Below are 12138 nucleotides of genomic sequence, written 5' to 3'. Positions count from 1 at the left end.
AGGGGGGCATGGAAGGGCTGCCGCAACGGCCCTTCGCGGGGGCGTCGATCCGCGTTAAACCTGCCCAACATTCCCTCTAGGAGCTTCAAAGCCATGCGCCCCACCGACCGCGTCTTCGTCGCCTTGGACATGCACGACATTGCCGGGGCCAAGGACATGGCCGCCAGGGTGTCCGGTCTGGTGGGTGGGGTGAAGCTGGGCCTGGAATTCTTCATGGCCCAGGGGCCAGCGGGTATCCGCGATGTCGTGTCGGCGGGTGACCTGCCGCTGTTCCTGGATTTGAAGCTGCACGACATCCCCAACACGGTGGCCGGTGCCGTGCGCTCCGTGGCCCCGTTGGCACCGAAATTCCTGACCATCCATGCCGGCGGCGGCCCCGCCATGATCCGTGCGGCAGCCGATGCGGCGCAGGAAGAGGCCGATCGCCTGGGCCTGCCCCGCATGCGCATCCTGGCCGTCACCGTTCTGACCAGCTTGTCGGACGAGGATTTGGCCAGTGTGGGCCAGGCCGTGCCAGCCGCCGATCAGGTTCGCCGTCTGGCCGGCGTGGCCCAGGCCAATGGTGCCGATGGCGTGGTCTGTTCCCCCGCCGAGGTGGCCTTGCTGCGCCGTGACCTGCCCGCCGATTTCACCCTGATGGTGCCCGGCATCCGCCCGACCTGGGCGGTGGCCAACGACCAGAAGCGGGTGATGGGTCCGCGCGACGCCGTGGCCGCCGGCGCCGATCATCTGGTGATCGGCCGTCCCATCACCGCCCATGCCGATCCCGCCATCGCCGCCCGCCTCATCGCCGAGGAATTGGGCGCATGAGCGGGGTGAAGGCCAAGATTTGCGGCATCAGCACGCCGGAGACCATGCAGGCGGCACTCGATGGCGGGGCACGCTATGTCGGGTTGGTGTTCTTCCCCAAATCGCCGCGCAATGTCGCCATCGCGACCGCCGCCGAACTGTCGCGCATGGTGCGTACCGGCACGCGGGTGGTCGGCCTGTTCGTCGATCCGACGGACGCGTTGCTGGACGATGCGCTGGGCCAGGTGCCGCTGGACCTGATCCAGTTGCATGGGTCCGAGACGCCGGAACGGGTGGCTGCGATCAAGGCTCGATTCAACCTGCCCGTCATGAAGGCCGTGAAGGTGGCCGAAGCCGCCGACCTGGATGCCGCCAGGGCCTATGAGCCAGTGGCCGACATTTTACTGTTCGATGCCAAGCCGCCCAAGGGTGCCGTCCTGCCCGGCGGCAATGGCGTGAGTTTCGACTGGTCGCTGCTGGCCGGCCGGACCTGGGCCAGGCCCTGGATGCTGTCGGGCGGGCTGGACCCGGCCAATGTTGCCGACGCCATCCACGCCACGGGGGCCGACGCGGTGGATGTATCGTCGGGCGTGGAAGATGCGCCGGGCGTCAAGAGCGTGGAACGGATCGGGGCTTTTCTGGCGGCGGTGGCCGCATCGTAGGTCGGGAGGAGCATCGCGAACCCCGACGAGCGACATTCATAAGGGAGTGGATATGAGCGACAACGCCTTCACCCCGCCGCCCGGCGGCACGTCAGCCGCCTTCGGCCCACCCGGCCTGTGGCTGCGCGCCCGCCGCGTCGATGATGCCGAGGCCGTCAATGCCATGGCGTCGCTGCCCAAGTTCCGCCACGGCACGCTGCGCCCGCCCTTCCCCAATGTCGACGCGACACGCGCGTGGCTGGAGAAGGTCGGGCCGGATGATCTGCATATCGTGGCCGTGCTGGACGACCGGGTGGTCGGTTCCGCCGGCCTGTACCGCCAGGGCGGGCGGCGACGGCATGTCGCCGATTTCGCCATCGGCGTGCATGACGAGGCGCAGGGCAAGGGCGTGGGCAAGTCGCTGATCCATGCCCTGGTCGATGCCGCCGACCGCTGGCTGGACTTGCACCGGCTGGAACTGACGGTCTTCGCCGACAATGACGGCGCCATCCGGCTGTACCGGCAGTTCGGCTTTGTCGAGGAAGGGCGCCTGCGCGACTATGCCTATCGCGACGGCACCTATGTCGACGCACTGTTCATGGGCCGCATCCGGCCTGCGCGGGCATGAAAAAACCCCGCCGGTCATCCGGCGGGGTTTTCCATTCAAGGTCGGTACCGACGATTACTCGTCGTCGCCTTCCTCGGCATCGGCTTCGATCTGGTCGGCCAGATCGCGCAGCATGTCGGCCACATCCTCGTGGCTGGTCTCTTCCACGGCTTGGTTGACGGCGGCTTCGATCATGGCGATCGCCACATAGCCGGACAGGGCGCCGCCCTCCTTCATGGCCGCTTCAAGATGCTTCTCAGCCAGGTCGAGGGCCTTCTCGAAAAGCTGCTCGGCGGCGCTGGTGTTGGGCTCGGACATGGGTAAGGCTCCCTTCCGGGTGTCAAAGTGTTTGGTGCCCACCTTCTAGCATCCTTTCTCGCGGACTTCTTGCCAAAATCGCATGTCCCGCCTATGCCGGAGACAGGATTGATAAAGCCCATGGGCATTCCCATGGGTTTCTATATTTCGATATCGAAATAATAAAATCCCCCACAACACCGTTCCGGAATCGCACCAATGCTACCCCGTCGCCAAGCCCCCCGCCGCCCTGCTCAGCGCCCTGTACCCGAGCCGCCGACGCGCGGCCCGGTGGAAGTGGTGATCACCCGCGTGGGCGGTCGCGGCGACGGCTTGGCGGAATGGCAGGGCAGCCGGCTTTATGTGCCACAGACGCTGGTCGGCGACCGGCTGATGGTGAAGTTCGGCGCCCATCGCGGCGATGGCTGGGAGGGTGTGCCCGTCAGCCTGCTGGAGGAAGGCAAGGGAAGGGCGGAGCCGCCCTGCCCGCATTTCGGCAGCTGCGGCGGCTGTGTGGCCCAGCATATGGACGACGCCACCTATGATGCCTGGAAGCTGGAATCCCTGACCACCGTCCTGTCGCGCTGCGGCCTGCTGGGCGAGGACGTGACCCTGCATCCCGTGTCCCGCACCCCCGCCGGCAGCCGCCGCCGCGCGGTGATGAATGCCGTGCGCCGGGGCAAGCGCGTCTGGCTGGGCTTCAACGAGGCGCATTCCCACCGGCTGGTCGATCTGTCGGCCTGCACCGTGCTGGCCCCGCCGCTGGTGGCGCTGATCGCGCCGCTGCGTGATGCCCTGGCCCCGCTGCTGGCCGACGGGCAGTCGGTGGATGTGGCGATGACCCTGCTGGATGACGGGGTGGATCTGGTGCTGGAAGGGCTGAACCGCCCCGACCTGCGCGCCCTGGAACATCTGGCGGATTTCGCGGCGGCGCAGGATCTGGCCCGCCTGTCCTGGCGCCCGCACGACGGCCAGCCGGCCGAACCCATCGCCATGCGCCGCACCGGCCTGCTGGGCTTCGGCCAGGTCAGCGTTTCCCCCGCCCCCGGCGCCTTCCTGCAGGCCAGCCGGGAGGGCGAATCGGCCCTGGTCACCGCCACCTTGGCCGGCGTAGGCGAGGCCGACACCATCGCCGACCTGTTCGCCGGCAGCGGCACGTTCAGCTTCCCGCTGGCCGTGAAGGCGAAAGTGCACGCGGTGGAAGGCGACCCGACAGCCTTTGCCAGCCTGATGGGCGGGGCGCGGCAGATGGCGGGCAAGGTGACGGCGGAAAAGCGCGACCTGTTCCGCGACCCGCTGCCCCCCTATGACCTGAACCGGTTCCAGGCCGTGGTCTTCGACCCGCCGCGCGCCGGTGCCCAGGCCCAGGCCGCCCAGATCGCCGACAGTACCGTGCCAAACGTGGTGGGTGTGTCCTGCAACCCGATCAGCTTCGCCCGCGATGCGGAACTGCTGATCAAGGGTGGCTACCGCCTGACCGATGTCTGGCCCGTGGACCAGTTCCTGTGGTCCTCGCATATGGAACTGGTGGGCTGGTTCAAACGCTGACCAACAACAACAACCACAGCCCGGTCCAGTCATCCGGGCCGGGCTGTGGCGTCAGGCGGGCTCCCAAGTCGAGGGACCTCAGGCCGCCTTGTGGCTGCCACCCTGGGTGCCCAGGGTGAAGATGCGATCGGTGGGCAGAACCGTCGTCGGATCAACCTCCGCCATGGTCTTCAGGCGCGCATAGATCGGCGTGAAATCCACCGCCGTGGCGTCCATCAGCTGTTCATAGCTGTCGAGCACGAAATAGGTCTGCTGGTAGTCGTCGATCCGGTACTGGGTGCGCATCACCCGTTCCAGATCGAACCCGACGCGGTGGGGCGACGGGCTGTCGATGCAGAACTGCGTCTCCCCGCGCGAGGACAGCATGCCGGCACCATAGGCGCGCAACCCGTCCTTGGTGTTGATCAGCCCGAATTCCACCATGTACCAGTATAGCCGCGTCAGCTGTTCCTGCGCGGAATTGGCGATGGCCTTGGCCCCGCCGACACCATAGGCCTGCATATAGTCGGCGAAGACCGGATGGGCCAGCAGCGGCACATGGCCGAAGAAATCGTGGAACACGTCCGGTTCCACCAGATAATCCATCTCTTCGGGCTTGCGGATCCAGTTGGTCACTGGAAAGCGCCGGGCGGCCAGATGTTCGAAGAATTCCCGCTCCGGGATCAGGCCGGGCACGGCCACAAGGGTCCAGCCTGTCGCCTTGTCCAGAACGTCGGACGCGCGGCGGAAATCCGGGATGGCATCGCGCACATCCAGGCGCTTCAAACCTTCGATGAATTCGGGCGCTGCATAGCGTTCCAGCAGGGAAGACTGCCGGTCATAGAGCGTGCGCCACATGGCATGGTCGGTGTCCGTATACCGGTCCCAGCCCTGGTCGATGGTGTAATCGGCCCGCACGGCGCTGTAATCACCGCGCAGGGCGGTGTCGGTCTTGCCGCTGTCGGCGACGCGGGCGGCAAAGTCGCCGGTAACGGCGTTTTCGGTGTTCATGGCTTCCTCCCCAAACGATGTGGGAAACGTTGAAACCATGATAGCGCCGGGGCGGGGGCATTTCCTTGCGGATGCGCCCTGGCCATGCGGTAATTGCGCAATTCCTGCTGGTCATTGGACCAGCATTGCGCCATTTCCTGCCTCAATCAGGTCGGTTTCGGCAATGGCAGGGCGGTGGAATGTTTCACCACATCCAGCACGAAGCTGGACCGCACCTCCTTCACCCCCTTGATGGCCAGCAGCTTGCGCATGGACAGGTCGGCGAAACTGTCCAGATCCTCCACCACCACCTGCAGCAGGTAATCCATGGTGCCGGTCATCACGAAGCAGGACACGACCTCCGGCAGCAGCAGGATGCCACGGCGGAAATCGGCGTCGCCTTCGGCATTCTGGTCGATCTTCACCTCCACGAAGGCGACGACACCCATGCCCAGCTTGCGCCGGTCCAGAATGGCGGCATAGCCCTGGATATAGCCTTCCTCCTCCAGGTCGCGGACCCGGCGCAGGCAGGGGCTGGGCGATAATCCCACCTGGTCGGCCAGATCGACATTGGACAGGCGGCCATTGCGCTGCAATGCAGCAAGTATGCGGATATCTGCCGCGTCCAAACCACTCCTGCTCATCTTCTGCCCTCAAATCCTAGATTGGCGCAATTTCTCACCAGAGACTGCCAGAATCCGGACGCAGTTCGCAAGGACATGCCCTGGCCATCGGCGCTATCCTGGCAACAATTCCCCAACCGATGGATTTCCCGAGGAGAGCGAGATGGCGGACGGCAGCACGGCACGGGTCGAAAACGGCCAGATCGTGGGCGACCTGTGGGACAATCCCATGGGCACCGACGGGTTCGAATTCGTCGAATACACGGCCGAGGATACGGCCGCCCTGGACAAGCTGTTCACAATCCTGGGCTTCACCAAGGTGGCCCGCCACCGGTCGAAGAATGTCACCCTCTATCGCCAGGGCAATATCAACTTCATCGTCAATGGCGAGGGTGACAGCCTGGCGCAGCAATTCGCCCGCGACCATGGGCCCAGCGCCTGCGCCATGGCCTTCCGCGTCAAGGATGCGGCCTTCGCCCACAAGCGCGCCCTGGAACTGGGTGCCAAGGATGTGAAGGGCGCCATCGGCCCGATGGAGCTGAACATTCCCGCGATCGAGGGGATCGGCGGCAGCCTGATCTATCTGGTGGACCGCTACAAGTCGCCGGCCTCGATCTATGATATCGACTTCGTGCCGGTGGATGGTGCGGATCAGAACCCCGTGGGCTGCGGCCTAGTCGAGGTCGACCATCTGACCCACAATGTCCATCGCGGCCGCATGGACCATTGGTACGATTTCTATGCCAAGCTCTTCAGCTTCCGCCAGATCCGCTATTTCGATATCGAGGGCAAGCTGACCGGCCTGAAGAGCCGGGCGCTGACGGCACCCTGCGGCAAGATCCGCATCCCGATCAATGAAAGTGCGGGCGTCGAAGGCCGCGTCGACCAGATCGAGGAATATCTGCGCGAATACAAGGGCGAGGGCATCCAGCACATCGCCCTGTCCACCACCGATATCATCAAGACCTATGATGCGCTGAAGGCGAACGGCGTGGTGTTCATGACCCCGCCGCCGGGCACCTATTACGACATGCTGGAAGGCCGCCTGCCGAACCATGGTCAGCCGACCGAGGAACTGCGCCAGCGCGGCATCCTGCTGGACGGCGCGCCGGGCGGCGGTCTGCTGCTGCAGATCTTCACCAGCACGGTGATCGGCCCGATCTTCTTCGAGATCATCCAGCGCAAGGGCGATGACGGCTTCGGCGAGGGCAATTTCCGCGCCCTGTTCGAAAGCATCGAGCGCGACCAGGTGGAGCGCGGCGTACTGTCGGCCGATTGATTGGTTGGTAAAATGAGTGTTCGTGGAAAGGGCCGGGGAATTCCCCGGCCCTTTCTGCGTCAATATTTACCCGACAGGCCGATGAACAACCGCCGTCCCTGTTCGGGGAACCCATCGGCCAGCGTATATTGGCGGTCGAACAGGTTCTGCCCCCCGCCGACAGTTCCAGCGCATCGGTGACCCTGTATTCCGCCCGCAACCCGACCAGGGCATAGGCGCCGGTGCGGTAATAGCGGGTGCCGGCGGTGTTGACGGTCCAGCGACTGGAGGCCAGTTCGACATTGGGCACCAGACTGACGCCCTCCGTCACCGTCCAGTCGACATAGGCGAAGCCCTTGTGCCGGGGCACGCCCGTGGGGTGGAAGGCGGGGATGGACGGGTCGTCCAGGTCGCGTGCCAGATAGGTGTAATTGGCCCCGGCCCACACCGCGTCGGACAGCACCGCCGTCACCGACAGTTCCAATCCCGTCTGTTCGCTCTTGCCGACATTGCGGCTCTGGCTGACGGCATTGTCGGTGCAGACAACGGCCGCTATGCAGGTACGGTAGATGAAGGGGAAGGCGATGATGGCATCATCCAGCCAGGCATGGAAAACCGCACCCTCCAGGGTGACATCGCCCAGGCGCTTCACCCCGCCCACTTCCACCTGCGTGGCGCGTTCGGCATCCAGGTCGGGATTGGACACGGCCCCGCCGAATCGGGAACTGAACCGTCCGAAGATGGTGGGGAAGCGGGTGCGGGACGACAGGCTGGCATGCAGCTCGGTATCCTGCGCCACGGTCCAATCCACTCGACCCTGGACGTTCCAGGCCCGGCTGTCCTTGATCGGGTAGGAGAACAGGACGGACCCGGTCCGCCCCGGTACGGCACCATATTCCTCGGCCCGGCGCAGATCGCGCCAATCAACGGACCCGCCCAGGGTGAAGGTGATGGCGGGTGCCACCGCCATCCGGTTCTCCAATGCCAGACTGTAGGTGTCCTCCAGATTGGTCTGCTTGGGTTCCGTGCTGCCGGCGGGGAAGCTCTGCTGCCATTCCACATGCCGGTCGCGGCGGTAATGTGCGGCGACACCCAGCTGCGCCAGCGGACCCAGATCGGCCTCCACCCGCGCCGATCCGCCCCAGGCCTCGTCATCGTAATAGCTGTTGAAGGCGCGGCCCAGGGTCTGGCTGTTCTGGTTGCGGTTGTCTAAGGCGCGCAGCAGATTGTCGAAGCCGGTGCGATAGGCCCGCGTCTTCAGCGTGACCTTGTCGCCCAGGGAAGTGGTCGACAGGAAATACATGCTGTCGATATCCCATTGCGGCCAGGACCAGAAACGCTGGGTCGACAGCGCGTCGCTGACATGCAGGGGCGCGTTCTTCGAGCCTTCCTGTCTTGTATAGTTGATGGCGTATTCGTCCGTCGCATTGGGCGTCCAGCCCAGCTTCAGGTTCAGCCGGTCATCACGGGACCGGCTGAAATCCCGTTCCCCGCCATCCTCCGTCGCGGTCGGCGTGAAATCGTCGGGCAGATCCCAATGGTCGGTGAAGCTGCGGCTGTAGCGGGCCTGGGCGTACCAACTCTCCTGCTTCGTGCCCAGCCGGGCGAAGCCGGTATAGCCCTGGTAATCGCCGTCATTGTCGAAGCTGATGGTGCCGCGCGCTTCGGCCTCCGCTTCCTTCGTCGGGCGGATGGTGACCAGATTGACGGCCCCGCCAAGCGCCCCAGGCCCGTCCAGCACCGACGCATAACCCTTGGCCACCTGGATCTGCGCGATGTCGGGCGTCAGGAAGCGGCCATAATCCAGGCGTTTTCGGCCGGCAGATAGACGCGGATGCCGTCGATGGACAGCGGCACCTGGAACCGGTCGAAGCCGCGGACATTGATCATGCGCTCATTGCGCGATCCGCCGCTGTTGGTGGCGGTGACGCCGGGGATCAGCTTCGCCGCCTCGTCCAGGCTGTCGCGGTTGAAGCGGCGGATGGCGGCGGCCGACAGCGTTTCACCACCGACAAGGGCCCCGGCGCGGGGTGCGGTGACGATGATCTGGCCCAGGGTGAACACATCCTCGGCCGCGAAGGCGGGTGCCGCCGTCAGGATGAAGGGAAGCGTGCCGGCCGCCAGCAACAGGCGACCAGGGCGGGACTTGTGCATTTCTTTGTCTTTCCAACCCGATTTCGTTATATTTGTTTGGATATAACGATTCATGGAAAGATGTAAATGCCCCGGATCGCCGCGCCCATCCTCGCCCTGACCCTGTTCCTGGCCATGCCCGCCTTGGGGGCCGACAAGCCCGGACGCGGACCGATGCCCGCCGCCCCGCCGGCGGAACTGGCCGCCTGGGCCGCCCCCGTGCCCGACGGGCTGTCGGCCGGGGCATCGGTGGATGCCGCACCGGTCATCGCACCGGGCAAGGCCGTGGAACTGGCGCTGCGCCCGGAAGGCGGGGTGAAGCTGGCCGCCACACCGGGCAAAGTGGGTACGGGCACCAGCTTTGCCGGCCTGTTCAGCCTGACCGTCGATCGGCCCGGCACTTGGCGGGTGGCATTGGGCAAGGCCGCCTGGATCGATCTGGTCAAGGATGGGGCGGCCATCGCCTCCACCGCCCACGGCCATGGCCCGGCCTGCACCGGCATCCGCAAGATCGTGGATTTTGACCTGAAGCCAGGCCGATACCTGATCCAGCTGTCGGCCTCTCCCGCCGACCGGATGACGGCCCTGGTGCTGCCGCCCGCGTGATTTCACCCGTCACCCGCGCTACAGTGCCCGCCGTTCCCCCCGATACGGCGAAGGTCCCCCATGTCCGATCAATTGCTCCTGTCCGGCGGTCTGGTGTTCGACGGGCTGTCGGCCCCGAAATCCGGCCTGGGCGTGCTGGTCAGCGACGGGCGCGTGGCGGCGGTGGCGCCGGTGGCGGAATTCGCGGGCTATGCCGGTCCGCGCCACGACACGGGCGGTGCGACCCTGATGCCCGGGCTGGTCGATGCGCATGTGCATCTGGCGCTGGAGGCGGTGGGCGATGTCGTCACCACCCTGCGCCAGCGACCCATGGGTGACCTGACGCTGCGCCTATTGGAAAACGCCCAGGCGACGCTGGCTGGCGGCACCACTTCCATCCGCGACCTCGGTGGGGTTGAATGGCTGGAGATTTCCATCCGTGATGCCATCCGCAATGGCCGGCACCAGGGGCCGTCCATGCGCTGCGCCGGCAAGGCGCTGACCATCACCGGCGGGCATGGCGCCTGGATCGGCATCGAATGCGACGGGCCGAACGACTGGCTGCGCGGCGTGCGCACCAACGTCAAGCATGGGGCGGACTGTATCAAGCTGATCGCCACCGGCGGCGTGCTGACCGGCGGGGTGGACCCGCTGGCCCCGCATCCGGCGGAGGCGGAACTGGCCGCCGCCGTCACCATGGCCCATGATTTCGGCCTGAAGATCACCGCCCATGCCCAGGGGGCGCGCGGCATTGCCCGTGCCGTCGCGGCCGGAGTCGATTCGGTGGAACACGGGTTCGAGCTGACCGACGAGCAGATCGCCATCATGATCGACCAGGGCGTGCGGCTGGTGCCGACGCTGGCCGCCATGATGGCGCTGCTGGAGATGAAGGACCGGCTGCCGGCCTTCGTGCGGGCCAAGGCGGAACGGTTCTCCACCATGCATTTCGACAGTTTCCGCCGCTTCGTGGCGGCTGGCGGCGTGGTCGCCATGGGGACCGATGCCGGCACGCCCGGCAACCGCCATGGGGAGAATGCCCAGGAACTGCGCCACATGGTGGCCCTGGGCATGGACCCTTTGGCCGCCCTGAAATCCGGCACGTCGGTGGCCGCCGACCTGTTGGACTTTACCGACCGGGGACGGATCACCAAGGGAGCGGCGGCCGACCTGCTGCTGGTGCCGGGCGATGTGACGGCGGATATCGAGGCGGCGGCGGATGCGTCGCGCCATCTGGCCCTATGGAAGGATGGCGTGCCGGTGAAATTGTCGCGCGCACCGGCACCCCAAGATTTTGCTGCCGCCTCCGCTGCCGGCTTCTGACGCAACGCCCCCCTGTGGCAAAACCGGTTCCCCGCCGCGCACCCCGCGCGGTAGGGTCGCCGCCTGTTTTCCGGCTTTGGTGAAGGGGGATGGTGATGGTGACGGCGACGGGTGACCCGGCTTTGACGATCATTCCGCCTACCCATCCCCTGACGGGCCGCGTGATCCCGCCGGGTTCCAAATCCATCACCAACCGCGCCCTGCTGCTGGCGGCCCTGGCTGCGGGCACCAGCCGCCTGACCGGTGCGCTGAAAAGCGACGACACGCGGCACATGGCCAATGCCCTGCGCCAGATGGGCGTGAGGGTGGATGAACCCGACGCCACCAGCTTCATCGTCACCAGCAGCGGCCGCCTGGCCGCCCCCGCCGGGCCGCTGTTCCTGGGCAATGCCGGCACCGCCACCCGGTTCCTGACCGCCGCCGTCGCCACGGTGGACGGCACCGTCGTCGTCGATGGCGATGAGCATATGCGCAAGCGGCCCATCGCCCCGCTGGTCAAGGCGTTGACGGCGCTGGGCGTGGATCTGGACGCTCCCACCGGCTGCCCCCCCGTCACCGTACGCGGCAAAGGTGCGCTGGCGGGGGCCCGTGTGGAGATCGATGCCGGCCTGTCCAGCCAGTATGTCAGCGCAATCCTGATGGCCGCCGCCTGTTCCAGCGGGCCGATCGACATCGCTTTGACGGGCAGCGAGATCGGTGCGCGCGGCTATATTGACCTGACCGTGGCCGCCATGCGCGCCTTCGGAGCAGAGGTGGAACAAAAGGATGCGGCCACCTGGCGCGTACTGCCCACCGGGTACCGCGCCGCCGATTATGTGATCGAACCCGATGCCTCGGCCGCGACATACCTGTGGGCGGCGGAAGTACTGACCGGCGGTCGCATCGATCTGGGCGTGCCGACGGCAGCCTTCACCCAGCCTGACGCCTGCGCCCAGGCGGTGATCGCGCAGTTCCCCAACATGCCTTCGGTCATCGACGGATCGCAGATGCAGGATGCCGTGCCGACCCTGGCCGTGCTGGCGGCCTTCAACAACAATCCCGTCCGTTTCGTGGGCATCGCCAATCTGCGCGTCAAGGAATGCGACCGCACCCGTGCGCTCTCCACCGAACTGTCCAAGATCCGGCCGGGCCTGGCCTGGGAGGAAGGCGACGATCTGATCGTGGCTTCCGATCCGGCACTGGCCGGCCAGACCCTGCCCACCGACATCCACACCTATGCCGATCACCGTATCGCCATGTCGTTCGCGCTGGCCGGGCTGAAGATCAGCGGCATCACCATCCTGGACCCCGGCTGTGTCGCCAAGACCTATCCGGACTATTGGGACGCGCTGCGCTCGCTGGGTGTGGAACTGGTGGATCGCGGCTGAG

13 protein-coding genes are annotated in these 12138 nt (G+C 66.2%); 8 read left to right on the top strand and 5 right to left on the bottom strand.

Translation table 11 applies throughout. The features are described from left to right. The first annotated feature begins 93 nt into the window (after nucleotides 1-93). The 3 genes from pyrF to ACM9HJ_RS08425 are packed head-to-tail and all read left to right on the top strand — an operon-like array spanning nucleotide 94 to nucleotide 2058. Nucleotides 94-810, top strand: coding sequence for an orotidine-5'-phosphate decarboxylase (pyrF, locus tag ACM9HJ_RS08435; RefSeq protein WP_416571264.1), 717 nt, complete (start codon nucleotides 94-96; stop codon nucleotides 808-810). Continuing rightward, nucleotides 807-1451, top strand: a complete 645-nt coding sequence (locus ACM9HJ_RS08430; RefSeq protein ID WP_416571263.1) for a phosphoribosylanthranilate isomerase — start codon at nucleotides 807-809, stop codon at nucleotides 1449-1451. Before pyrF ends, ACM9HJ_RS08430 begins: the two co-directional genes overlap by 4 nt. A 52-nt stretch (nucleotides 1452-1503) precedes the next feature. Then, the gene (locus tag ACM9HJ_RS08425; protein WP_416571262.1) at nucleotides 1504-2058 is read left to right on the top strand and encodes a GNAT family N-acetyltransferase; all 555 of its coding nucleotides are present in this window, start codon (nucleotides 1504-1506) and stop codon (nucleotides 2056-2058) included. Between the two features lie 54 nt (nucleotides 2059-2112). Here the strand turns inward: ACM9HJ_RS08425 and ACM9HJ_RS08420 are convergent, their stop codons facing one another. Continuing rightward, nucleotides 2113-2355 carry a hypothetical protein gene (locus ACM9HJ_RS08420; protein WP_094455012.1) on the bottom strand — a complete coding sequence of 81 codons (243 nt, stop codon included), beginning with the start codon at nucleotides 2353-2355 and terminating at the stop codon, nucleotides 2113-2115. Nucleotides 2356-2634: 279 nt separating this feature from the next. Between ACM9HJ_RS08420 and ACM9HJ_RS08415 the strand changes: the two genes are divergently transcribed. Then, on the top strand, nucleotides 2635-3882 hold the full coding sequence (locus tag ACM9HJ_RS08415; RefSeq protein WP_416571261.1) for a class I SAM-dependent RNA methyltransferase: 1248 nt from the start codon (nucleotides 2635-2637) through the stop codon (nucleotides 3880-3882). A 78-nt stretch (nucleotides 3883-3960) separates the two neighbouring features. Here the strand turns inward: ACM9HJ_RS08415 and phhA are convergent, their stop codons facing one another. Both phhA and ACM9HJ_RS08405 read right to left on the bottom strand, forming a co-directional pair. After that, nucleotides 3961-4872: a phenylalanine 4-monooxygenase gene (gene phhA / locus ACM9HJ_RS08410; protein WP_416571260.1), complete on the bottom strand. Its 912-nt coding sequence runs from the start codon at nucleotides 4870-4872 to the stop codon at nucleotides 3961-3963. 146 nt (nucleotides 4873-5018) lie between these two features. Then, complete coding sequence (locus ACM9HJ_RS08405) at nucleotides 5019-5495, bottom strand: Lrp/AsnC family transcriptional regulator (protein ID WP_416571259.1); 477 nt, start codon at nucleotides 5493-5495, stop codon at nucleotides 5019-5021. Nucleotides 5496-5637: 142 nt separating this feature from the next. Here ACM9HJ_RS08405 and hppD point away from each other — a divergent pair, with 142 nt between their 5' ends. After that, nucleotides 5638-6753, top strand: a complete 1116-nt coding sequence (gene hppD, locus ACM9HJ_RS08400) for a 4-hydroxyphenylpyruvate dioxygenase (RefSeq protein ID WP_416571258.1) — start codon at nucleotides 5638-5640, stop codon at nucleotides 6751-6753. Here hppD and ACM9HJ_RS08395 read toward each other — a convergent pair. Beyond that, on the bottom strand, nucleotides 6647-8494 hold the full coding sequence (locus ACM9HJ_RS08395; RefSeq protein ID WP_416571257.1) for a TonB-dependent receptor plug domain-containing protein: 1848 nt from the start codon (nucleotides 8492-8494) through the stop codon (nucleotides 6647-6649). The genes hppD and ACM9HJ_RS08395 overlap by 107 nt on opposite strands. Before the next feature lie 23 nt (nucleotides 8495-8517). Beyond that, nucleotides 8518-8886: a TonB-dependent receptor plug domain-containing protein gene (locus ACM9HJ_RS08390; protein WP_416571256.1), complete on the bottom strand. Its 369-nt coding sequence runs from the start codon at nucleotides 8884-8886 to the stop codon at nucleotides 8518-8520. Nucleotides 8887-8952: 66 nt separating this feature from the next. Here ACM9HJ_RS08390 and ACM9HJ_RS08385 point away from each other — a divergent pair, with 66 nt between their 5' ends. The 3 genes from ACM9HJ_RS08385 to aroA all read left to right on the top strand — a co-directional run bounded on the left by ACM9HJ_RS08385 (nucleotide 8953) and on the right by aroA (nucleotide 12137). Next, nucleotides 8953-9471 carry a hypothetical protein gene (locus tag ACM9HJ_RS08385; RefSeq protein ID WP_416571255.1) on the top strand — a complete coding sequence of 173 codons (519 nt, stop codon included), beginning with the start codon at nucleotides 8953-8955 and terminating at the stop codon, nucleotides 9469-9471. 60 nt (nucleotides 9472-9531) lie between these two features. Beyond that, the gene (locus ACM9HJ_RS08380) at nucleotides 9532-10770 is read left to right on the top strand and encodes an amidohydrolase family protein (protein WP_416571254.1); all 1239 of its coding nucleotides are present in this window, start codon (nucleotides 9532-9534) and stop codon (nucleotides 10768-10770) included. Between the two features lie 89 nt (nucleotides 10771-10859). After that, nucleotides 10860-12137: a 3-phosphoshikimate 1-carboxyvinyltransferase gene (aroA, locus tag ACM9HJ_RS08375; protein ID WP_416571253.1), complete on the top strand. Its 1278-nt coding sequence runs from the start codon at nucleotides 10860-10862 to the stop codon at nucleotides 12135-12137. The last annotated feature ends 1 nt before the right edge of the window (nucleotide 12138 follow it).

This window comes from Niveispirillum sp. KHB5.9 (assembly GCF_048066115.1).
Lineage (GTDB): Bacteria > Pseudomonadota > Alphaproteobacteria > Azospirillales > Azospirillaceae > Niveispirillum.
This window is presented reverse-complemented; position numbering and strand designations above follow the sequence as displayed.

Excerpts from the sequence above, each read along its gene's own strand:
- phhA (WP_416571260.1), bottom strand. The coding sequence starts at position 4,872 with ATGAACACCGAAAACGCCGTTACCGGCGACTTTGCCGCCCGCGTCGCC.
- ACM9HJ_RS08390 (WP_416571256.1), bottom strand. The coding sequence starts at position 8,886 with ATGCACAAGTCCCGCCCTGGTCGCCTGTTGCTGGCGGCCGGCACGCTT.
- aroA (WP_416571253.1), top strand. The coding sequence starts at position 10,860 with ATGGTGATGGTGACGGCGACGGGTGACCCGGCTTTGACGATCATTCCG.
- ACM9HJ_RS08425 (WP_416571262.1), top strand. The coding sequence starts at position 1,504 with ATGAGCGACAACGCCTTCACCCCGCCGCCCGGCGGCACGTCAGCCGCC.
- ACM9HJ_RS08420 (WP_094455012.1), bottom strand. The coding sequence starts at position 2,355 with ATGTCCGAGCCCAACACCAGCGCCGCCGAGCAGCTTTTCGAGAAGGCC.
- ACM9HJ_RS08430 (WP_416571263.1), top strand. The coding sequence starts at position 807 with ATGAGCGGGGTGAAGGCCAAGATTTGCGGCATCAGCACGCCGGAGACC.
- ACM9HJ_RS08380 (WP_416571254.1), top strand. The coding sequence starts at position 9,532 with ATGTCCGATCAATTGCTCCTGTCCGGCGGTCTGGTGTTCGACGGGCTG.
- ACM9HJ_RS08405 (WP_416571259.1), bottom strand. The coding sequence starts at position 5,495 with ATGAGCAGGAGTGGTTTGGACGCGGCAGATATCCGCATACTTGCTGCA.
- hppD (WP_416571258.1), top strand. The coding sequence starts at position 5,638 with ATGGCGGACGGCAGCACGGCACGGGTCGAAAACGGCCAGATCGTGGGC.
- pyrF (WP_416571264.1), top strand. The coding sequence starts at position 94 with ATGCGCCCCACCGACCGCGTCTTCGTCGCCTTGGACATGCACGACATT.
- ACM9HJ_RS08385 (WP_416571255.1), top strand. The coding sequence starts at position 8,953 with ATGCCCCGGATCGCCGCGCCCATCCTCGCCCTGACCCTGTTCCTGGCC.